Origin of the sequence: Pseudomonas anguilliseptica (assembly GCF_900105355.1) — a bacterium.
Lineage (GTDB): Bacteria > Pseudomonadota > Gammaproteobacteria > Pseudomonadales > Pseudomonadaceae > Aquipseudomonas > Aquipseudomonas anguilliseptica.
In genome coordinates this window covers 1,783,402-1,802,458 of sequence record NZ_FNSC01000001.1, presented here as the reverse complement: position 1 = coordinate 1,802,458, position 19,057 = coordinate 1,783,402, and the positions used below count along the sequence as shown (strand labels likewise).

The 19,057-nt window shown below is 60.1% G+C and carries 18 protein-coding genes and 1 pseudogene; 10 read left to right on the top strand and 9 right to left on the bottom strand.

Annotated elements, in window-relative coordinates:
- Positions 1 to 186 precede the first annotated feature (186 nt).
- From creB to BLW24_RS08685, 4 genes are all read left to right on the top strand, one after another.
- Entirely contained in the window at positions 187 to 873 is a 687-nt protein-coding gene (gene creB / locus BLW24_RS08700; RefSeq protein WP_090379245.1) for a two-component system response regulator CreB, read from the top strand.
- The gene (gene creC, locus BLW24_RS08695; RefSeq protein WP_090379242.1) at positions 873 to 2,306 is read left to right on the top strand and encodes a two-component system sensor histidine kinase CreC; all 1,434 of its coding nucleotides are present in this window, start codon (positions 873 to 875) and stop codon (positions 2,304 to 2,306) included. Before creB ends, creC begins: the two co-directional genes overlap by 1 nt.
- Before the next feature lie 145 nt (positions 2,307 to 2,451).
- Positions 2,452 to 2,889: a CBS domain-containing protein gene (locus tag BLW24_RS08690; RefSeq protein ID WP_090379239.1), complete on the top strand. Its 438-nt coding sequence runs from the start codon at positions 2,452 to 2,454 to the stop codon at positions 2,887 to 2,889.
- 25 nt (positions 2,890 to 2,914) lie between these two features.
- Positions 2,915 to 3,361: a GNAT family N-acetyltransferase gene (locus tag BLW24_RS08685; RefSeq protein WP_090379235.1), complete on the top strand. Its 447-nt coding sequence runs from the start codon at positions 2,915 to 2,917 to the stop codon at positions 3,359 to 3,361.
- On the opposite strand, the gene BLW24_RS08680 is transcribed toward BLW24_RS08685, so the two are convergent.
- The 7 genes from BLW24_RS08680 to gbpA all read right to left on the bottom strand — a co-directional run bounded on the left by BLW24_RS08680 (position 3,358) and on the right by gbpA (position 9,701).
- On the bottom strand, positions 3,358 to 3,867 hold the full coding sequence (locus BLW24_RS08680; protein WP_090379232.1) for a DinB family protein: 510 nt from the start codon (positions 3,865 to 3,867) through the stop codon (positions 3,358 to 3,360). The genes BLW24_RS08685 and BLW24_RS08680 overlap by 4 nt on opposite strands.
- Complete coding sequence (locus BLW24_RS08675) at positions 3,864 to 4,208, bottom strand: DUF2834 domain-containing protein (RefSeq protein WP_090379229.1); 345 nt, start codon at positions 4,206 to 4,208, stop codon at positions 3,864 to 3,866. Before BLW24_RS08675 ends, BLW24_RS08680 begins: the two co-directional genes overlap by 4 nt.
- A gap of 46 nt (positions 4,209 to 4,254) precedes the next feature.
- Positions 4,255 to 5,091 (bottom strand): alpha/beta fold hydrolase, encoded by an 837-nt coding sequence (locus tag BLW24_RS08670; RefSeq protein ID WP_139272654.1) that lies wholly within the window; start codon positions 5,089 to 5,091, stop codon positions 4,255 to 4,257.
- A 74-nt stretch (positions 5,092 to 5,165) separates the two neighbouring features.
- Positions 5,166 to 5,636 (bottom strand): OsmC family protein, encoded by a 471-nt coding sequence (locus tag BLW24_RS08665; RefSeq protein WP_090379224.1) that lies wholly within the window; start codon positions 5,634 to 5,636, stop codon positions 5,166 to 5,168.
- 86 nt (positions 5,637 to 5,722) lie between these two features.
- Complete coding sequence (locus BLW24_RS08660; protein WP_090379222.1) at positions 5,723 to 6,163, bottom strand: DUF2628 domain-containing protein; 441 nt, start codon at positions 6,161 to 6,163, stop codon at positions 5,723 to 5,725.
- A gap of 165 nt (positions 6,164 to 6,328) precedes the next feature.
- A complete protein-coding gene (locus BLW24_RS08655; RefSeq protein ID WP_090379219.1) occupies positions 6,329 to 7,891 on the bottom strand; it encodes a S8 family serine peptidase in 1,563 nt (520 codons plus the stop codon).
- 388 nt (positions 7,892 to 8,279) lie between these two features.
- Positions 8,280 to 9,701, bottom strand: a complete 1,422-nt coding sequence (gene gbpA, locus BLW24_RS08650) for an N-acetylglucosamine-binding protein GbpA (RefSeq protein WP_090379216.1) — start codon at positions 9,699 to 9,701, stop codon at positions 8,280 to 8,282.
- A 257-nt stretch (positions 9,702 to 9,958) separates the two neighbouring features.
- On the opposite strand from gbpA, the gene creD reads away from it, so the two are divergent.
- From creD to trhP, 6 genes are all read left to right on the top strand, one after another.
- On the top strand, positions 9,959 to 11,317 hold the full coding sequence (gene creD, locus BLW24_RS08645) for a cell envelope integrity protein CreD (protein ID WP_090379213.1): 1,359 nt from the start codon (positions 9,959 to 9,961) through the stop codon (positions 11,315 to 11,317).
- 56 nt (positions 11,318 to 11,373) lie between these two features.
- Positions 11,374 to 11,679: a hypothetical protein gene (locus BLW24_RS08640; RefSeq protein ID WP_244161121.1), complete on the top strand. Its 306-nt coding sequence runs from the start codon at positions 11,374 to 11,376 to the stop codon at positions 11,677 to 11,679.
- Positions 11,680 to 12,083: 404 nt separating this feature from the next.
- Complete coding sequence (locus BLW24_RS08635; RefSeq protein ID WP_090379210.1) at positions 12,084 to 12,344, top strand: DUF4212 domain-containing protein; 261 nt, start codon at positions 12,084 to 12,086, stop codon at positions 12,342 to 12,344.
- A gap of 3 nt (positions 12,345 to 12,347) precedes the next feature.
- Positions 12,348 to 14,117 (top strand): sodium:solute symporter family protein, encoded by a 1,770-nt coding sequence (locus BLW24_RS08630; RefSeq protein WP_090379207.1) that lies wholly within the window; start codon positions 12,348 to 12,350, stop codon positions 14,115 to 14,117.
- 155 nt (positions 14,118 to 14,272) lie between these two features.
- Positions 14,273 to 14,779 carry a hypothetical protein gene (locus tag BLW24_RS08625; protein ID WP_090379206.1) on the top strand — a complete coding sequence of 169 codons (507 nt, stop codon included), beginning with the start codon at positions 14,273 to 14,275 and terminating at the stop codon, positions 14,777 to 14,779.
- A 179-nt stretch (positions 14,780 to 14,958) separates the two neighbouring features.
- Positions 14,959 to 16,278: a prephenate-dependent tRNA uridine(34) hydroxylase TrhP gene (gene trhP / locus BLW24_RS08620; protein ID WP_090379203.1), complete on the top strand. Its 1,320-nt coding sequence runs from the start codon at positions 14,959 to 14,961 to the stop codon at positions 16,276 to 16,278.
- A gap of 41 nt (positions 16,279 to 16,319) precedes the next feature.
- Here the strand turns inward: trhP and BLW24_RS08615 are convergent, their stop codons facing one another.
- Both BLW24_RS08615 and BLW24_RS08610 read right to left on the bottom strand, forming a co-directional pair.
- Positions 16,320 to 17,024: a 3'-5' exonuclease gene (locus BLW24_RS08615; RefSeq protein ID WP_090379200.1), complete on the bottom strand. Its 705-nt coding sequence runs from the start codon at positions 17,022 to 17,024 to the stop codon at positions 16,320 to 16,322.
- Positions 17,021 to 18,861, bottom strand: a pseudogene (locus BLW24_RS08610) (putative nucleotidyltransferase substrate binding domain-containing protein). The gene BLW24_RS08615 and the pseudogene BLW24_RS08610 overlap by 4 nt, the downstream one beginning before the upstream one ends.
- Positions 18,862 to 19,057 lie beyond the last annotated feature (196 nt).

The window sequence follows — 19,057 nt, the reverse complement described above, 5'->3', positions numbered from 1 at the left end:
TTTACGCTGGCCGCAGTGTAGGTTGGGTTGAGTCGCGCAGCGGCGAAGCCCAACGATATGGCCGCCACCTGTTGGGCTTCGCTGCGCTCAACGCCAACCTACGAGTCGGGCTGCACCGGCGGCATGCTTGACGCTGGCAGCGGCCTGCCGCAGGCTCCTCGCCGAGTTGCCACGAGCAGGACGCCAATGCCGCATATTCTGATTGTCGAAGACGAAGCCGCCATCGCCGATACCCTGATTTTCGCCCTGCAGAGCGAAGGCTTTACCACCACCTGGCTGAGCCTGGCGGAGCAGGCTCTGGCCGAACAGCAGCGCAATCCGGCCGACTTGCTGATTCTCGATGTCGGCCTGCCGGATATCAGCGGCTTTGAGGCCTGCAAGCGGCTGCGGCGCTTCTCCGAGGTGCCGGTGATTTTTCTCACTGCGCGCAGCGAGGAAATCGACCGCGTAGTGGGCCTGGAAATCGGTGCCGACGATTACGTGGTCAAACCCTTTAGCCCGCGGGAAGTTGCCGCGCGGGTCAAGGCCATCCTCAAACGCATGGCTCCGCGTGAAGCGCCGGCCACCAACTCCGACAGTGGCCCGTTCCAGCTGGATATCGAGCGGGGACAAATCCACTACCACGGCCAGCTACTGAGTCTGACCCGCCACGAATTCCGTTTGCTACAAAGCCTGCTGGCGCAACCCGAGCGGGTGTTCTCCCGCGAGCAGTTGCTTGACGGATTGGGCGTGGCCGCCGATGTCGGCTACGAGCGCACCATCGACAGTCATATCAAAAGCCTGCGCGCCAAGCTGCGTCAGGTGGCTGCTGCGGCTGAGCCGATCCAGACTCACCGCGGCCTGGGTTATAGCTACTCGCCGAGGCACGCCTGATGCCCTTGGGGATTCGCATCTTTCTGGTGTACTTCCTGTTTGTCGGGCTGGCCGGCTGGTTTGTGCTGAGCACGGTGATGGACGAAATCCGCCCTGGCGTGCGCCAGAGCACCGAGGAAACCCTGGTCGACACCGCCAACCTGCTGGCGGAAATCCTGCGTGATGAGGTCAAGGCCGGGCGCCTGCAGCAGAGCCGCCTGCCCGCGTTGCTGCAAGCCTACGGTCAGCGTCAACCGCAGGCGCAGATCTGGGGCGTGGAGAAGACTCAGGTCAACCACCGCATCTATGTCACCGACGCCAAGGGCATTGTGTTGCTCGACTCAACCGGCGCGGCGGTGGGCGAGGACTATTCGCGCTGGAACGACGTGCTGCGCACCCTGCGCGGCGAGTACGGCGCGCGCTCGACCAAGGAAGACCCGAACGATCCCGACTCCTCGGTGATGTACGTGGCCGCACCGATCATGGATGGCGCACAGATTATCGGCGTGGTCTCGGTGGCCAAGCCCAATCGCACTCTGCAGCCTTATATCGAACGTTCCGAGCAGCGTCTGGCCTGGCTCGGCGGCGGCTTGATCGTGCTCGGTCTGTTGATCGGTGCGCTGTTGTCCTGGTGGCTCAGCGGCGCCTTGCGCAAGCTGACCCGCTACGCCCAGGCGGTCAGCGCTGGGCAGCGTGCCGAACTGCCCAGTGTGCGCGGTGGTGAGCTGGCGCAACTGGCCGAAGCCATCGAGCGCATGCGCACCGAGCTGGAAGGCAAGGCCTATGTCGAGCGCTACGTGCACACCCTGACTCATGAGTTGAAAAGTCCGCTGGCGGCGATTCGTGGCGCGGCGGAATTGCTCGAGGGCGAGATGCCGGCACCGCAACGGCAGCGTTTTGTCGCCAACATCGAGCAGGAAAGTGCACGCATGCAGCAGTTGATCGAGCGCCTGCTGCACCTGGCTCAGGTCGAACAGCGCCAGGGCCTGGAAGAGCAGGTGGCAGTGCCGCTGCAAGCGCTGGTCGACTCCCTGCTGCAGGCGCAGATGGCGCGTATCGAAGCTGCCGGCCTGCAGATTGAAAACCATATCGGTGCTGAATTAAACGCGCGTGGTGAGGCCTTTCTGCTGCGCCAGGCGCTGGCCAATCTGCTGGATAACGCGTTGGACTTCACCCCGCCAGGCGGGCTGATCCGCTTTAGCGCTGAGGCCCGCTCCGGGCAGATTGAGCTGCGCCTGTTTAACCAGGGCGAGGCGATTCCTGATTACGCCCTGGCGCGCCTGAGCGAGCGGTTCTACTCCCTGGCGCGCCCCGGCAGCGGGCGCAAGAGCACCGGTTTGGGGCTGAATTTTGTTGAGGAAGTAATGCAGCTGCACGGCGGCGAACTGCATATCGGCAATGTCGCAGGCGGAGTCGAGGTGCAACTGCGTCTGCCGCTATTTCCGGGCAATTGATGCGTTGCTTGGCACCGACCTTGCTGGCCTGCAATGGTTGCGCTGAGCCCGCACAGATGCTCTGATCGGGTCATCGGGTTGGCCAGCAATGGTCGGCCTGCGCACTATCCTCAATGCCAATAAGAAACAGAGCAGGAGCCGCTGCATGAAAACAGTTGCCGAGATTCTTCGCGCCAAGCCCCAGGCCGCCGTGTACAGCGTTACGCCCAGTACCTCGGTGCTTGATGCGATCAAACTGATGGCCGAGAAAGGCATTGGTGCACTGGTGGTGCTGGATGAAAAAGGTCGCCTGGCTGGCATCGTCAGCGAACGTGACTACGCACGCAAAGTGGCGCTGCTGGAGCGCTCCGCATTCAGTGCGATGATCAGCGAAATTATGACAGCAGATGTCCTGACTGTCGGGCCGCGCGACACCTCGCAGCACTGCATGCAACTGATGACCGATCGTCATCTGCGCCATCTACCCGTATTGGCCGAAGGCGAGTTGATCGGCTTGTTGTCGATTGGTGACCTGGTCAAACACACCATCGCCGAACAGGCCAGCCTGATCCAGCAGCTGGAACAGTACATTCGCGGCGAATAAAGCTGCGCGTAACAGGGATAGGTTGATGGAGATCCGCAGTGTTGGGCCCGGTGAGCTGGATGCGCTGCTCGCCCTGTATGAGCATTTACATCCTGAGGATCAACCGCTGCCCGCACGCGATCAGGTTGAGGTGGTGTGGCAGGCGATCATCGCCAACCCCGGCCAGCAGTGTTTTGGCCTGTACCGCGATGCGCGGCTGGTGGCCAGCTGCAGTATCAACCTGGTGGCCAACCTGACCCGCGGCTGCCGGCCCTTTGCCGTGATCGAAAATGTAGTCACCCATAGCGAGCATCGCGGGTGTGGCTATGGTCAGGCGTTGCTGGCGCACGCCAAAGCGTTTGCCTGGGGCCAGGGCTGCTACAAGGTCATGCTGATGACCAGCAGCAAGGACCCCGCCACCCTGCGTTTCTATGAGCGCGCCGGATTTGATCGGCATGACAAGCAGGCCTTTATTGCCAAGCCTCCGGCTTAGCTCGCTTCGCGGCGCTGCGGCTGATCCTGATGCAGAAAGCGCGTGTAGATGTCCCGTGGTGGTGCCAGTTGCAGTTGCGCCATGATCCGGCCGACGGCGCCACGCTGGTAAGCGCCGTGGGTGACGACATGCGCGAGCATTTCCTCGCGGCTCATGCAGCCGGTATCACCATCGACAAACGTGAAGCTCAGGCGCTCGGCCAACTGTTCGGCGCTTAGTCTTGCGGCATAGTCCAGATACCAGCGATCCGTCTCCTGCACCGCCTGCTGCAGTGCTGCCAGCGTGGGTGTTTCCGCTGTGTTGGTGGCGCTGTAGCTGTGGTTGATGCCTTGCAGGTTAGCGACAAATATCCGCTCGACCACGTGGATGTGATTGAGGATGCGCAGGGCGGCGTGCAGCTCGCTTTGTTGGGTGCGCGGGTCAAGTCGCTGCAGCTCAGCAAAGAGTTCCTGATTGGCCCAGGCCTTGTAATGCAGCAAGGAGCTGAGCAGGGCGTGGTTGCTCATTGGCGTGCTCCGGACGCAGCGTCGCTGTACGGCGAAGCGGGATTTGGCAAGGCGCGAAGCACCAGGTACAGCAAAGGCCCCACTGATACGAAAATCACGGTCAGGGCAAAGAATGGCAGCAGGTAGAGCAACGACTTGCCTCGCGCACGACCATCGCGATACATCCACACACACGCCAGCGCCGCGAGGATATACAGATCGATCACCACCTGGGCGGTATCGGGTCTGGACATCAACTGCATGCCAAATTGCAGCAGCGATTGTTCTGCGTGCAGCATCACGTACAGGGTGTAGGCGCTGAAGGCCAGCAGGGTGATCAGCGGCAGTGCGAGCTTTTTCATGGTGCCATCCTTGGGTTGTTGTCAGTCTAGGGAGCCGGGGGAGTTATCAGCCTGGCACGCGGGTGGCTGAGCTATTCAGCTGCACCGTCGCCATCACGGCTTGAGCATTCTCCAGCAGGCAGGAGTAGTGCGCTTGTTCGGCACAACGGATCACCGTGTTGGCATTGCGCAGATGCTCCTGCAGGTAACTCGACATGGCAATGGGTGCCCAGTTATCTGCGTCGCCATGCCACAGGCTGACTGCCGCCGTGACGTTATCCAGTTCTGTCGCCCAGGGCTCGACGTAGAGTTTTACGTCACGCACATAGCTGCGAGTGCCATGCTTGAAACACGCGCGCTGAATATCTGCCAGCCGGGTCTGGGTGTCGGCTTGATGCAGTAACTCGGGGTCTTTGCCGCCAGCGCCGCTGAACAGCAACTTCAGCAGCAGGTGCGGGCTGACTTTCGCCAGCAGCGCCTGATACCCGGCAAAGGCCCGGAACAGCCATGGGTAATGCTGCGCCCAAAGGAAGGTATAACGGCCCGCGCCCATGCCGACGCTATTGCTGGGAATTTCCAGCGGTGCGGCGGCCGATAGCAGGTACACCTCAGCTACCCGCTCTCCCAGCAGCGCGGCGACCCGCAACGCCAGGCAGGCACCAATGGAAAAACCGAGCAAACGAATCGGCTGGCCCGCCGCGCGATCACTGATCTGTTGCGCCAGCTGTTGCAGGTAAGCCGTGCTGCCGAGTTCGCCGGGCAGATTGCGCTCCACCACCAGCAGCTGGATGCTGTGTGCCAAGGCAGCCTGATGCAGCATCGCCGCCTCAACCGCTGCGCCCGGCACGCCATGGAAGTAGAACAATGGCTGTCCATCGGGGCAGCCGTATGCAGTTGGGTTCACGCCTTATCCCCCTCGCATCATCCGTTATGGTTAAACGGCATCTTCGCGTTGTAGTCGATGCCGCCTGTGTGGCGTTACTCGCTAAATCGCGGTTGGCAGCGTACTTCGGACTTTACCGAATTGGCGATAAAGCACTCTTCATGGGCCTGGTGGTGCATGTGCTCAATCTGTTCGCGGCTGGGTAGGCGTTTGCCAGAGAAACTGACCGCAGGGCGCAGGGTGACCTGGGCGATAAACAGCTTGCCGGCAGCATTTTCCTGCATCAGACCGCTGGCACTGTCGCGGTAGTCATCGACGCAGAAGCGGCGCTTGGCGGCGATGGAGAGAAACCACAGCATATGGCAGCTGGCGAGTGAGGCGACAAAGGCTTCCTCGGGGTCGACGGCGTTGGCATCCGACATCGGCAGCGGCACCACATGCGGTGAGGACGAGCCGGCGACCTCCAGACCGCCATCAAAACGCAGCAGATGCTTGCGGCTGTAGCGGTTGCCGAGAAAGTCCTGCTCGCCGCGTTGCCAGATCACCTCAGCGACATACTCCGTCACGTTTATTCTCCTGATGCAGTTGGGTTAGCAGGCCGTCGAAGGTACAGGCAGTAGCAATGCAGGTGCTTCCAGCAGGCGCTGGGCACTTACCACCAGCCGTTATCGTTCAGCAGCATCTTCTTGTAGTAATCGATATTGGCGCGCGTGGCGAATACCGCGCTGATGCCATAGCCCAGTGCGTTGGCGATTTTGCTGTAGCCGAGATAGTCCAGGCCGATGCCGAGGATGATCACCACCGCCGCGCAGACGAAGAACAGCGCCAGACCCTTTTTCCACATGCCCTTGATGGCGTAGTAGATCGGCCCGAAGAAGAACGCCAGAAAGTTGAAGCTGAAGGCCTTGCGCCGCTCCTCGGCGGGAAGCTCCTTGAACTTGGGCATCTTGATGCCGCCGGCATGGTGGATCGCGCTAAAGCGCTGCTTCCATTTATCCGAGATGGGGAATGCGGCGATCTGCTCGTCGGAAACCAGTGATTCTGCGTCGGCGACGCTGGCTTGCGGGGTGGCGTAGGGGTTGGGCTGGGTCATGGCCGTTCATCCTTAAGTGGCGATCAGCGGCACGCTACGCATTTCTTTAAATACTGTCCATTTGTGCCCTGGCGGTTTGTGTTATTGCGCGATTATTTCTGCCTGGCTGAGTGACCTTAGCCGATAAAGGGCCCGGGGCAGCTGCCTGCCCCGGGATCAGGCGAATTACTCGTAGCGCCAGTAAAGGGTCACACCGGAGAAGCTGGAGTAGCCCCGCACACCGATATGCCAGGTACCGGCGGCAGGGTTTTCCTGGGTGCAGGTTTCCTGGTTGCCGTCGAGGTAGGGCCGGCAGGTCCATTGGCTGGTGCTGGGCTGGTTGCCCAGGCGGGTGTAAAGGTCGGCATCACCGCTGCCGCCGCTGATTCGCACGGTCAGACGCTGGGCGCCGCTTGGCACGACCACGTTGTAACGTACCCAGGCGTCCCGCGCGCCGGAGAGGTTGGGGTAGGTCTTTTCCTCGCCATTGTCGCCACCCGTGGCATCACAGCCACGCTGGGCGATCAGGTCGCTGGCGCGTTTGGCTTTGACGATTCCGTAGCCGTAGTAGGGGTCGCGGCCTGGAGTGCCACGGTCTTCGGCGGTGCTGTTGACCACCTTGCGAATCTGCGCAGGGGTGCATTGACGGTGCTGACTCCACACCAGGGCGTAGACCGCTGAAACATGCGGTGTAGCCATCGAGGTGCCGTTGTAGCTCGCATAGTTGTTGCCAGGCAGGGTGGAGCGCACACCAACCCCGGGCGCGGCGACTTCGACCTGATTGTTGTATTGCGAAAACGAGGCACGATTACCGCTGCTGTCGACCGCCGCAACCGATACGACCGAGTCGTAGGAGGCCGGGTAGGAGAGGGTGCTATTACCACTGTTACCGGCTGCTGCGACGACCAGTACACCGTTCTGATAAGCCGCATCCATGGCATTACGCTCGGTTACCGACGAGGCACCGCCGCCCAGGCTCATGCTGATCACCGTCGAACCCGCCGCACGGCACTGCTGGATGGCCATCACCAGATCAGAGCCGTAGGCCCAGTTGCCACTGTTATTTAATACTTTGACGATATGCAGGCCGAGGTTGCCCGATGGGCTGACGCCGACCACGCCTAGATCATTGCCACCCAGTGCGGCGATGGTCCCTGCAACGTGAGTGCCGTGGCCATCGCCATCTTCGTACCAGTTGCCACTGTCGACGCTGCCATAGCCGTCATTACCGGTGATGCCGGCTGATGGCAGATCCTGATGGCCGAGGTCGTAACCAGAGTCGACGATGCACACCTTCATATTGGAAATGGCGTTATCCGGTAGCAGATCGGCCTGCACCATGGGAATGCCATAGGGCACTTGTTCGGCCATCAGATAGCGGCGTGGGTCGAGCTCGATATAGTCGACGGCCGGGTTGGCCTGCAGTTGCTTGAGTTGCGCTGGGCTGAGGTGTGCCACGCTAGCGGCCTGACTGTCCAGTTGCATCAGCGGTTGTACCTGCGCCTGGCTGAGCAGGCGCTGCGCGGCGAGGCTTTCGAATTTGCCTGCGCTTAGAGGTTGCGGCTGGTTGGCCTGACTCATTGGCGAGGGCGTCAGCTCCTTGTATTTGATGATGTAGCGCGGTGACTGCTGATCATCGACGGCGATCTGCGCCTGGGCCGCGAAGCTGGGTTTTTCATCGGCCTGGGCGTAGGCCCAGCCTGCGCTGAGCAACAGCAGTAAGGCAGTGGTGCGTTGGAATCCTTGCATGGTTATCTCCCAATTGTGTGCCGCGTAGTGCAGCTGCCAGAACCCTAGGAGACTGTGTTGAAAAGCCAAGGTCGTTCGTCGCTTTTTATTTAAAAATAATCAATTAAATCAAATACTTAATGCGATAAAGCACCACCCGTTCAGCTGTCGAGAAGGGGGAGTGAAGCGCACTGTTTGCTAGCTGTCTCCGGGCGCCGCTATATCGGCTCGGGGTCAGTGTCGTGATGCGCGCAACGCGGGGTGAGCGCCTATACGTCAGTGTCTGGGCATACCTGCGGCTCCACAAAGACATACGCCAAGGCGCAGTGCATGCGCCTGTGTCGTACGTGTGTTCAGGGGGATGGGGTGTCCGCGCCGGCAAAACAGCCCGGCGGGCGCGGCGCTTATCTCAGTCGGCTATCCAGGCGTCTTGCCAATGGCTACCGATACCGGGCTCGAACTGGGTCGAGGCCGCTGACCATTGCGTGCAATAGCCACTCTTCGGAAAGGGAAGACACTGATACAGCTGTCCCGTCTTGGGTTGCAGCACCCGGGGGCCGGCCGTGTAACTGCGCAGACCGTCCGGGAAGGTGAAGTCGTAGTTGGCGCTGCCATCGTCTGCGACGAACATCATGTCGAAGGTTTTCTGCAGCACTTGTTCGCTGCCAGCGACCTTGCCACTGACCACCAGTTGGTGATGACCGGGCACAGGGTTCTCGACATTGATGCTCAAGGGCTGGCTGCCGTTGGCCAGTTCGGTTGCGGCAAAGCCTTTGGCATTGCCGTCGTGGTCGTAGACGTAGCTGCTGATCTGCAGCGCGCCCACGGCGGTGACGTTGAATTCGAGGCGCAGCTGGCCGTTACGGATGCGGTAGCTGGGCTGCAGACCATCGACCAGCAGATCGTGGTCCGGTGCAGTAGCCTTGTCGATCTGCACCTCGATGCGCTGGATGCCGCTGTCAGCGCGGGCAAACAGGCTGTTCTGGCCGTATACCGGCGAGATGGCACCGTCGCTGCCGCGCTGACCGGCCTTGAGCAGACTCTGCTGCTGGTTGATCCGGCTGGCCAGCAGGTAGGTCCACTGGTTGCGTTGGCCCTGCTCGCTGGTTTCAACCTGCAGCCGCGTCTGCAAGTCACTGCGCTCGCCGTTGGCATCGAAGACCCGGGTCATCGCCTGGTCGCCGACTTGCAGGTCTACCGAGGGGTAGAGCATGCCCTTGGCTTGCCAGGCGGACGGATCGGGTGGGGTTGTGACATCACCGAACATCACATCCATCACGTTGTAGAAACTCATCGGCGTGTCGCCCACTTCCCACACTCCGAGGATCACCTGGTAGCCCTCGCGCGGCGGTATATCGCAGTTATGGGTGACTTCCTGGGGCGGCTGTTGCATGCCGCCATCGACCACGCAGAACGGTACCGGCTCGAACGCTGCGCGGTTTAACGGCTGATTGGCCAGCCAGTCGGGGCGAGTGATGTAGTAGCGCCAGTTGCGTGTGACGTGGTTGGCGGTAAAGCGCCAGGTGAAGTTCGTCGGGCCTGCGGTGATTGGGCGCTTGGCCCAGCGGCTGACGGTCTGTTCATTGAGGGGGGAGAATTGCGCCAGGCCGGCACTGGCGATCTGGCCATCGGCAGGGCCGTTTTGCGGGAAGCCGGAGTAGCCTTCCAGGCTTTGCGGTTCCCATTGCACTGCGCCGCATTGGCTGTTTTCACCGAGCTTGCACAGATAGCCACGTGCTTCAGGTTGTTTGATATAGCCGTGGGCGAATACGTTGCTGCTACCGAGCATTAATAGTGCGCTGGCCGCGCAAGTCCATTGGCGCTTATTCATGACTGTCCCTTATCAGATTGGATAAATCTTGGTGAAGCCGCTTACCGGTCGCCTTCTGAGCAACAAGTGAGTTAGCACTCTAGTGCAGAAAACTCTTGCTTCCAGTGGAATGGACGAACGGTCGCAGGTGTCTGCCGCCGAAGTCATTTACACGTTGTGGCAGATCGATCTCCACACACTCTCCATCTGCCCTCCATAAAGCCACCACCTGCGCCGCCCAGACTCTGCCTACCTAAACCGCATCGGAGAGTTGCGCCATGAGCCGCATTCTGGGTTTCAAGCTGGGCGCTATTGCCCTGCTGATTTTGTTATTGCTGGTCCCGCTGTCGATGATCGACGGGCTAGTGGACGAGCGGCAGTATCAGCGCGCAGAGGTGCTGCAGGACATCGCGCGCAGTTCCAGCTACCGCCAGCAGCTCACCGGGCCGATTCTGGTGATGCCTTACACCAAGGTCTGGCACCAATGGAAAACCCATGCCAAGACCGGCGAGCGTTACCTGGAAGAGCAGAAGAGCCGCGGCCGTCTGTACTTCCTGCCGGAGCGCTTTGTGCTCAACGGTCATGTCTCCACCGAGGAGCGTGCACGCGGCATCTACAAGGCGCTGCTGTACCGCAGCGACAACCAGATCAGTGGCGCATTCAAACTACCGGCCCGTCTGGGATTGGGTGATGATCTGGGCCTGTATCAGTTTGATCGGCCGTTTCTCTCGGTCGGTATCAGCGATATCCGCGGTATCAGCAATGATCTGCAGCTGCGCTTCAACGGCGTGAACCTGAGCTTTGCTCCTGGCAGTGCCGAAGAGCGTTTCGGCGCAGGAGTGCATGCACCGCTGCCGGCACTGGATACCCAGGGTGGGCAGGTGCTGGAGTTCGCTTTCGACCTGAAATTACAGGGCACCGAGCAGCTGAGTATCACCCCGGTGGGACGTGATAGTCAGGTCGAGCTGACCTCCGACTGGCAGCATCCGAGCTTTGTTGGTGAGTACCTGCCGAGCAGCCGTGAAGTGTCGGCCGAGGGATTTAAGGCGCACTGGCAGACCAGTTTCTTCGCCACCAACCTGGAAGAGGCGCTGACCGACTGTGTACGCGGTGACAGCTGCAATGCGCTGACCGCACGTAACTTCGGAGTGAGCTTTGTCGACCCGGTGGACCAGTACCTGAAGACCGAGCGGGCGATCAAATACGCGCTGCTGTTTATCGGCCTGACCTTCGCCGTGTTCTTCCTCTTTGAAGTGCTCAAGCGCATGTCCGTGCACCCGGTGCAGTACGCCCTGGTGGGCATGTCGTTGGCGTTGTTCTACCTGCTGCTGTTGTCGCTGTCCGAGCACCTGAGTTTTGCCCTGGCCTACGGTATTGCCGCGACTGCCTGTGTGCTGCTGATCGGCTTCTACGTCAGTCATGTGCTGCACAGCGTCCAGCGTGGGGTGGGTTTTGGCGCCCTGCTGGCGCTGCTCTACGGCATGTTGTTCGGCCTGCTCGGGGCCGAAGACTACGCCTTGCTGATGGGCTCGGTGCTGGTGTTCGGCGTGCTTGCCGGGGTGATGGTGCTGACCCGCAAGCTCGATTGGTACGGCGTCGGCCGCCTGCCACTGGCCAGCCCAGCCAGCGACCTTTGACGAATCGCGGCGCGGGCCCAGCCTGCGCCGCTTCTTTACCTGTGCGGGAGTTGAGCATGATGCGTTTATTGATGCAGTTTTCTGCTTGTTTCGCCCTGGGGTTGGCGGTGGCCTTTATGGTGCTGCTGGGCCTGATGTTCTGTGGCCAGTTTGACCTGATCAAAGGCCTGCAGCTGACCGGCCAACCCCTGGCGCAGATGAGCCTGGTGCTGTTGCCGGAGGCGTTCTGGGAGAGCCTGACTGGCCTGGCCAACGCCCCGCAGAACCGTGAGGTGCAGTCCTTTCTCAGTCTGTGCACGGCGCTGGGCCAGGTGGGGCTGCTGCTGGCGTTTGGCTTCTTTCGTCTGTGGTATGTGCGATAAGCGGGCATATCGGCTTGCGCGAAGAGTCGCGCGCCGGGCACTTGCTGGCGCGGCGGATCGCGCGGTTGTTTGCTGCTACAGCGGGCCAGCAGGGGAAGCGCATAACTGGCAAGCCGGCAGGGGGTGGCGATGCGCTTGCGCGTTCTGGATCAAGGCGGCTTGAGGCGCGTGGCTAGGCGCTGTGCGAGGGCGTTTAGCGGGTCTTAGCTGTTATGTCGTCCGACTAACGTCCTAGGGCTGCTGTCTATTCTTTCGATTGGCAAGTTAACTAACTGTTATATAAGAATAAATTTTTACTTGAGGAGCGTTATCAGGCGGCTAATACCAATGTCTATCTGTCGGCCCTAGTGGCCTGCTGCTAGCTTGAAGGTGCACGAGAATAACAATAATAACCGGAGGAGTTTATGACTTCTGATCAAGCTAACGCTGCAGCGTACTGGAAGGCGAATGTTCGGTTGATTACCTGGAGCCTGATTATCTGGGCCCTGGTGTCTTACGGCTTCGCCATACTTCTTCGCCCGATGCTGGCAGGTATTTCTGTCGGCGGTACCGACCTTGGCTTCTGGTTCGCCCAGCAAGGTTCGATCATCACCTTTATCGTGATCATTTTCGTCTACGCCTGGAAAATGAACAGACTCGATAAACAATTCGGTGTCGAGGAATAATCCATGAGCCAGTTTGTAATCAATATGCTGTTTGTGGGTGCTTCCTTCGCGCTCTACTTCGGCATCGCTGTCTGGGCACGTGCCGGTTCGACCAAGGAATTCTACGTCGCCGGCGGTGGTGTTCACCCCGTCACCAATGGCATGGCAACTGCGGCCGACTGGATGTCCGCGGCATCTTTTATTTCCATGGCCGGTCTGATCGCCGCTGGCGGTTATGCCAACTCAACCTTCCTGATGGGCTGGACCGGTGGTTATGTGCTGTTGGCCATGCTGCTGGCGCCGTACCTGCGCAAATTCGGCAAATTCACCGTGCCGGACTTTATCGGTGATCGCTTCTACAGCAACGGCGCACGCCTGGCTGCAGTAGTCTGCCTGATCATCATCTGCGTGACCTACGTAATCGGTCAGATGGCGGGTGCTGGTGTGGCGTTCTCGCGCTTCCTCGAAGTGAGCAACTCCACCGGTATCTGGATCGCGGCCGGCGTGGTGTTCTGCTACGCGGTGTTCGGCGGAATGAAGGGCATTACCTACACCCAGGTTGCCCAGTACGTGGTGTTGATCATCGCCTACACCATTCCGGCGGTATTTATCTCCCTGCAACTGACAGGCAATCCGATTCCGATGTTCGGCATGTTCAGCGAGCACACTGAGTCAGGCGTGCCGCTGCTGCAGAAGCTCAATGAAGTCGTCGCGGGTCTGGGCTTTACCGACTACACCGCCGATGTCAGCAACAAGCTGAACATGGTGCTCTTTACCATGTCGCTGATGATTGGTACGGCCGGTCTGCCGCACGTGATCATTCGCTTCTTCACTGTGCCGAAAGTTGCCGATGCACGTTGGTCGGCTGGCTGGACCCTGGTGTTTATCGCCTTGCTGTACCTCACTGCTCCAGCCGTGGCGTCCATGGCGCGTCTGAACCTGCTGACCACTGTCTATCCGCAGGGTGCCGAAGCGCCAGCGCTGGCCTATGAAGAGCGTCCGGAGTGGGTCAAGACCTGGGAAACCACCGGCCTGATCAAGTGGGAAGACAAGAATGCTGACGGTCGCATCCAGCTGTACAACGATGCTGCGCCTGCCTTCACCCCAACCGCCGAAACTCGCGGCTGGAAGGGCAACGAGCTGACTGTGAACAACGACATTCTAGTACTGGCTAACCCGGAAATTGCCAACCTGCCGGGTTGGGTGATTGGCCTGATTGCCGCGGGTGCCATTGCCGCCGCGTTGTCGACGGCTGCCGGTTTGCTGCTGGCGATTTCCTCGACGGTGAGTCATGACCTGATCAAGAACATGATCAATCCGAAGATCAGCGAGAAGGGGGAAATGCGCGCTGCACGCATCTCCATGGCCATCGCGATTCTGCTGGCGACCTATCTGGGGCTCAATCCGCCAGGTTTTGCCGCGCAGGTGGTGGCACTGGCCTTCGGCATTGCCGCGGCTACGCTGTTCCCGGCGTTGATGATGGGGATCTTCTCCAAGCGGGTAAACGACAAGGGCGCAATTGCCGGCATGCTGGTAGGCCTGGTATTCACTGTCGTTTATATCTTCCTGTACCTGGGCTGGTTCTTTATCCCTGGCACTGCGACCTTCGCCAACACCCCGGATAACTGGATGTTCGGCATCTCGCCGCTGTCCATTGGTACTGTGGGTGCCCTGATCAACTTTGCGGTTGCCTATGCCGTGTCGCTGGTCAGCGTTGCTCCGCCGAAGGAAATTCAGGAGCTGGTGGAAAGCGTGCGTACTCCCAAAGGTGCTGGTGGCGCGTTGAGCCACTGAGCATAATCCCCCGGATCATGTTTGATCAGGGTCTTACCAGCGGGCCTCCTTCAGGAGGCCCGTTTTATTTCCAGCTATCCATGGCAGCCACACGTGGTTGCGTCGCGGCGCAAGGTTATCGATTGCGCCGGGTTTTTATTATCGGGAGTCATTCAATGCTGTGGACAATACTTGCCATCGTGGTGTCAGGGCTTGGGGCGGCTGGTATTGCCATGCTGCTGCGCAAACTGACGCGCAACCGCTTGCCGAAGTGGATCATTCCGGCGTTTGGCGGTTTGGGCATGCTGAGCTACCAGATTTACTACGAGTACTCCTGGTTTGAGCACCAACTGCAGCGTCAGCCGGCTGAGTCCGTACTGGTGGCCAGTGAAACCGGCGAGGTGTTCTGGCGGCCCTGGACGTTCTACTGGCCGATGACCAAGGCTTTTACCGTGCTCGATAGCAAAAGCCTGCAGCGCCAGGAGGCGGACGGCAGTGCGGTTGTCGCCTTTAACCTGTACCGCTTTGAAAAGCAGCACGTCGACCGCGTTACCCACCAGCCCCATCTGCTTAATTGCTCCACGGCGGAGCTGCTGCCTCTGGATGCAGAGAAAAAGCCGCTGCTGGATCAGCTGAAGCGGATTGCCAAGGACGATGTTCTCTACCGGCAGGTCTGCCAGTAAGTAATGGTTTGAGATAGCCCCTGATTTGCAACTCGGGGTCAGAGCTTTGCAGTAACAGCTTGTGCTTTAACCGCCTGCCTCCATTTGGAGTCGCAGGCGCTGCCATAGACCCAGATCAATGCGGTCAGTCGGCCGGCTCTCTAGAATCCCATCCCCCTTGATTTCCGAGCCCGCGGTTTATGGCCACCTCCACCTATAGCCACCCCGAACTGCTGTCCCCTGCCGGCACCCTCAAAAACATGCGCTACGCCTTCGCCTATGGCGCGGATGCGGTGTATGCCGGGCAGCCGCGCTACAGCCTGCGAGTGCGCAACAACGAGTTCGATCACGCCAACCTGGCCCTGGGCATCGCCGAAGCCCATGCCCAGGGCAAGCAGTTCTACGTGGTGGTCAATATCGCGCCGCACAACGCCAAGCTGAAGACCTTCTTGAAGGATCTGGCGCCGGTGATCGAGATGGGCCCGGACGCGCTGATCATGTCCGACCCCGGCCTGATCATGCTGGTGCGCGAACACTTTCCGCAGATACCGATTCACCTGTCGGTGCAGGCCAACGCGGTCAACTGGGCCAGCGTCAAGTTCTGGCAGCAGCAGGGGCTCTCCCGGGTGATTCTGTCGCGCGAATTGTCATTGGAAGAGATCGGCGAGATACGTAGCGAAGTGCCGGGCATGGAGCTGGAAGTATTCGTCCACGGCGCGCTGTGCATGGCCTATTCCGGGCGCTGCCTGCTGTCGGGCTATATCAACAAGCGGGACCCCAACCAGGGCAGCTGCACCAATGCTTGCCGCTGGGAGTACAAGGCAGAGCCGGGCAGTGAGAACGAGTTGGGCGATATTGTGCGGATTGTCGAACCCACCCTGGGTGCAGGTGCGCCCACCGATCAGGTGTTTCTGCTGCAGGATGCCTCGCGCCCGGACGAACCCATGCCTGCATTTGAGGATGAGCACGGCACGTACATCATGAACTCCAAAGACCTGCGCGCGGTGCAGCATGTTGAGCGCTTGGTGCAGATGGGTGTGCACTCATTGAAAATTGAAGGCCGCACTAAATCCCACTATTACGTAGCCCGTACCGCGCAGGTGTACCGCAAGGCGATTGATGATGCGGTGGCGGGCAAGCCTTTCGACAAGAGCCTGATGAACACCTTGGAGTCGCTGGCCCATCGCGGTTACACCGAGGGCTTTCTGCGCCGCCACGTGCATGACGAATACCAGAACTACCAGCGCGGCAGTTCGGTGTCGGAGCAGCAGCAATTTGTCGGCGAGCTAACCGGCGAGCGGCGCGGCGACTTGGCTGAGGTGAAAGTGAAAAATCGCTTTGCCATCGGCGATGGTCTGGAGCTGATGACGCCGCAGGGCAACCTGAGTTTTACCCTTGAACAACTGGAAAACCGCCAGGGCCAGGCCATGGCAGTCGCACCCGGCGACGGCCATGTGCTGTACCTGCCGGTGCCGCCTGAGGTGCAGCTGGAGTACGGCCTGTTGATGCGCGATCTGTAGGTTGGATTAGCGAAGCGTAATCCGACACGCGGGAATGCGCCTTACAGCGAATGCGCCTGCTGACGGCGACGGCTGCTGAGTTGTTGCAGCAGCAACGGCAGGCTATCGAGGCCTTGTTGGCGTGCCTTGCTGAGCAGAATCAGCGCCAGTTCTGCCGTCACCAGTGCATCGGCGCTGGCGTGATGGCGCTGCAGCACTTGCAGGCCGAAATGCTGTGTCCATGCGTCCAGGCCGTGTCCTGTGGGCTTGGCTTTTGGGCACAGCAGCGGGGCGATTTCGGCCACATCCACAAAGGTGTGCTGCAAGCGGTAGCCCAGGCTCTGCTTGAGCGCGCGGGCCAGCATGCGCTGGTCGAATTCGGCGTGGAAGGCCAGCAGCGGGCTGTCGCCGACAAACTCCATAAACGCCAGCAAGGCTTGCGCCGGGTCTTCACCGTTGGCGATTTCGCTGGGGGCGATGCCATGAATCAAGGTGCTGGCGCTGGCCTGATGGTCATGGCGTTGCAGGGTGCATTCAAACTGCTGGCTCAGGTCGATGGAGGCGTTTTCGATCACCACCGCGCCAATCGACAGCACCATATCGCGGCGCATGTTCAAACCGCTGGTTTCCAGATCCAACACAACAAAACGCTGCTGCTGCAAGGGGCGCTCGCCAAGGGTTGATGCCGTCGCCAAGCGCTCTCGGCGTTGCAGTTGCTCTTGGGTCAAAGCGGGTTTGCGCCCGGTAAACCAGGTGAAGGTGCTCATAGCTGATACCTCACCGACAAGCTGCTTTGCAGGCGCTGCGCCTGCCGGAACGACTCACGCAGAATGCGTCGATCCAGATGATTGAGGTTGTCGGGGTCAACACGGTTGGAATACGGCAATGCATTGCGGGCTTGCTGCTGGTGCTGTTGCATACGGGCCTGCTGAATGAAGTGGTAGGCCTCTTCATAAGCGCCGCCATCCTGAGCCTCGATTACACCTTGCTGCACCAGTGCACGGAGGCGCTCTAGGGTGTTGCAGGCGGCAATGCCGTTGGCCAGGGCCAGTAGGCGTGCGCCATCGACAAAGGGGGTCAGGCCCTGCACTTTAAGGTCCAGGGTGTCTTTCTCTGCGCCTTTGCGCGCCACCAAGAAATCGCGAAACATACCCACGGGTGGGCGTTGTTGCAGGGCGTTATTGGCCAGCATGCGCTGGAACAGGCTGTTGCCAGCCACCATATCCAGCAGGCCTTGGCGCAGTTGCTCACAGCCGTGCGGGTCGCCCCATACGGCGCGCAGATCGAAATAGATGCTCGAGGCCAGCAGGTTCTCCGGCGTGGCCTGCAACACGAATGAATTAAAACGTTGCGCCCACTCCTGACGTGACAAGCACAGCTCGGGGTTGCCCGCCATGATGTTGCCCTTGCACAGGGTGAAGTCACACTGCGCCAGACGCAGGTTGATTTCATGGGCCAGCGGCAGCAGGCGGCCGCGAATTGCGGCAGCCAGGTGAAGGGAATGCCAGGGTCGCCCATGTCTTCCAGGGTCAGTTCGATCACCCGGCAAACGGTATGGTCGTTGAGCAGGGTAATCAGCTGGGTGATCTGTGTGGAGCTGGCACCGTGGGCGAGCATGCTGTCGACCAGTTGCCGCACCTCGCTGCGCAGCGCCGCGAGGGTTTCCACCCGTCCGGCATGGCGGATGGTGCGCGCCAGGTGCACCAGATCAACGCGCTGTAGGCTAAACAGATCGCGTTCGGAAATAACGCCGCAGAGCTGGTCATTTTCCACCAGGCAGACGTGAGCAATATGCCGCTCGGTCATGGCCATGGCGGCATCGAAGGCGCTGGCATCGGGCGGCAAGTGAAAGGGTGATTGGGTCATCAGCTGTTCAATCGGTTGCGCCAAATCGACCCCGTCGGCGACCACCCGGCGCAGGTCGCGCAGGGTGAAGATGCCCAGCGGATTAAGCGCCGAATTGGTAATGACAATGCTGCCGACTTGCTGTTCATGCATCAGTTTGACGGCGTCGCGCAGTGGCATCTCTGGTGCGCAGTTGATCGGGTTGCGCATTGCCAACTCGCCCAGCCGGGTGTCGATCGAATATTGTGCGCCGAGGGTTTCAACCGCGCGCATCTGCACCTGTTGATTGACCTGATCCAACAGGCTGCTGACCCCACGCAGGGCAAAGTCGCGCAGCGGCGTCGACAGCGAAAAAAGTTTTACGAAAGCGGCTTTGTTCAGCAGCAGGCAGAAGGTGTCTTCGGCTGCTAGGTGTTCGGTGCGGGTCGCGCGCTCACCGATCAACGCTGCCAACGGGAAGCATTCCCCCGTGGTGATTTCAAACGTGGTTTCCGTGCCGCGGCGCGCCGAATGCGGACGCTCACCATGCACCTGACCCTGTTTGACGATAAAAAAATGCTCAACCGGGCCATCAGTCGGCTTGATGATGGTTTCGCCTTCGCTGTAGAAGCGCAGTTGGCAGTTTTCCACCAGATAGGCGAGGTGCGCTGTATCCATCTGATTAAAGGGTGGGAATTTTTGCAGAAATTCCATGGTGCCGTGGATATTCTGCAGCACGGCAGTCTTGCCGGCCTGGCTTAAGGCGTCCGCTGTACTCATGAGGGCTCTCACCTTTTTTTGAGTATTCATCGTCGGCTGAGCTAGCAGGCTGCGCCATTGGACGTAAGTCCCATGCGTGGGGCAAAGAAGTCTTGGTGCGCCGGATATATAGTCTGAGTACGCTGTACTAGTGCTGTACACCAAGGCCGTAACTCAATCGGGCGTCTGTGTGGGGGCAGCCGGACGTAAAAACATC

Excerpts from the sequence above, each read along its gene's own strand:
- BLW24_RS08675 (WP_090379229.1), bottom strand. The coding sequence starts at position 4,208 with ATGAAAAAGCTCGCACTGCCGCTGATCACCCTGCTGGCCTTCAGCGCC.
- BLW24_RS08660 (WP_090379222.1), bottom strand. The coding sequence starts at position 6,163 with ATGACCCAGCCCAACCCCTACGCCACCCCGCAAGCCAGCGTCGCCGAC.
- BLW24_RS08630 (WP_090379207.1), top strand. The coding sequence starts at position 12,348 with ATGAGCCAGTTTGTAATCAATATGCTGTTTGTGGGTGCTTCCTTCGCG.
- gbpA (WP_090379216.1), bottom strand. The coding sequence starts at position 9,701 with ATGAATAAGCGCCAATGGACTTGCGCGGCCAGCGCACTATTAATGCTC.
- creD (WP_090379213.1), top strand. The coding sequence starts at position 9,959 with ATGAGCCGCATTCTGGGTTTCAAGCTGGGCGCTATTGCCCTGCTGATT.
- BLW24_RS08680 (WP_090379232.1), bottom strand. The coding sequence starts at position 3,867 with ATGAGCAACCACGCCCTGCTCAGCTCCTTGCTGCATTACAAGGCCTGG.
- BLW24_RS08690 (WP_090379239.1), top strand. The coding sequence starts at position 2,452 with ATGAAAACAGTTGCCGAGATTCTTCGCGCCAAGCCCCAGGCCGCCGTG.
- trhP (WP_090379203.1), top strand. The coding sequence starts at position 14,959 with ATGGCCACCTCCACCTATAGCCACCCCGAACTGCTGTCCCCTGCCGGC.
- BLW24_RS08685 (WP_090379235.1), top strand. The coding sequence starts at position 2,915 with ATGGAGATCCGCAGTGTTGGGCCCGGTGAGCTGGATGCGCTGCTCGCC.
- BLW24_RS08615 (WP_090379200.1), bottom strand. The coding sequence starts at position 17,024 with ATGAGCACCTTCACCTGGTTTACCGGGCGCAAACCCGCTTTGACCCAA.
- BLW24_RS08640 (WP_244161121.1), top strand. The coding sequence starts at position 11,374 with ATGATGCGTTTATTGATGCAGTTTTCTGCTTGTTTCGCCCTGGGGTTG.
- BLW24_RS08655 (WP_090379219.1), bottom strand. The coding sequence starts at position 7,891 with ATGCAAGGATTCCAACGCACCACTGCCTTACTGCTGTTGCTCAGCGCA.
- creB (WP_090379245.1), top strand. The coding sequence starts at position 187 with ATGCCGCATATTCTGATTGTCGAAGACGAAGCCGCCATCGCCGATACC.
- BLW24_RS08635 (WP_090379210.1), top strand. The coding sequence starts at position 12,084 with ATGACTTCTGATCAAGCTAACGCTGCAGCGTACTGGAAGGCGAATGTT.
- creC (WP_090379242.1), top strand. The coding sequence starts at position 873 with ATGCCCTTGGGGATTCGCATCTTTCTGGTGTACTTCCTGTTTGTCGGG.
- BLW24_RS08625 (WP_090379206.1), top strand. The coding sequence starts at position 14,273 with ATGCTGTGGACAATACTTGCCATCGTGGTGTCAGGGCTTGGGGCGGCT.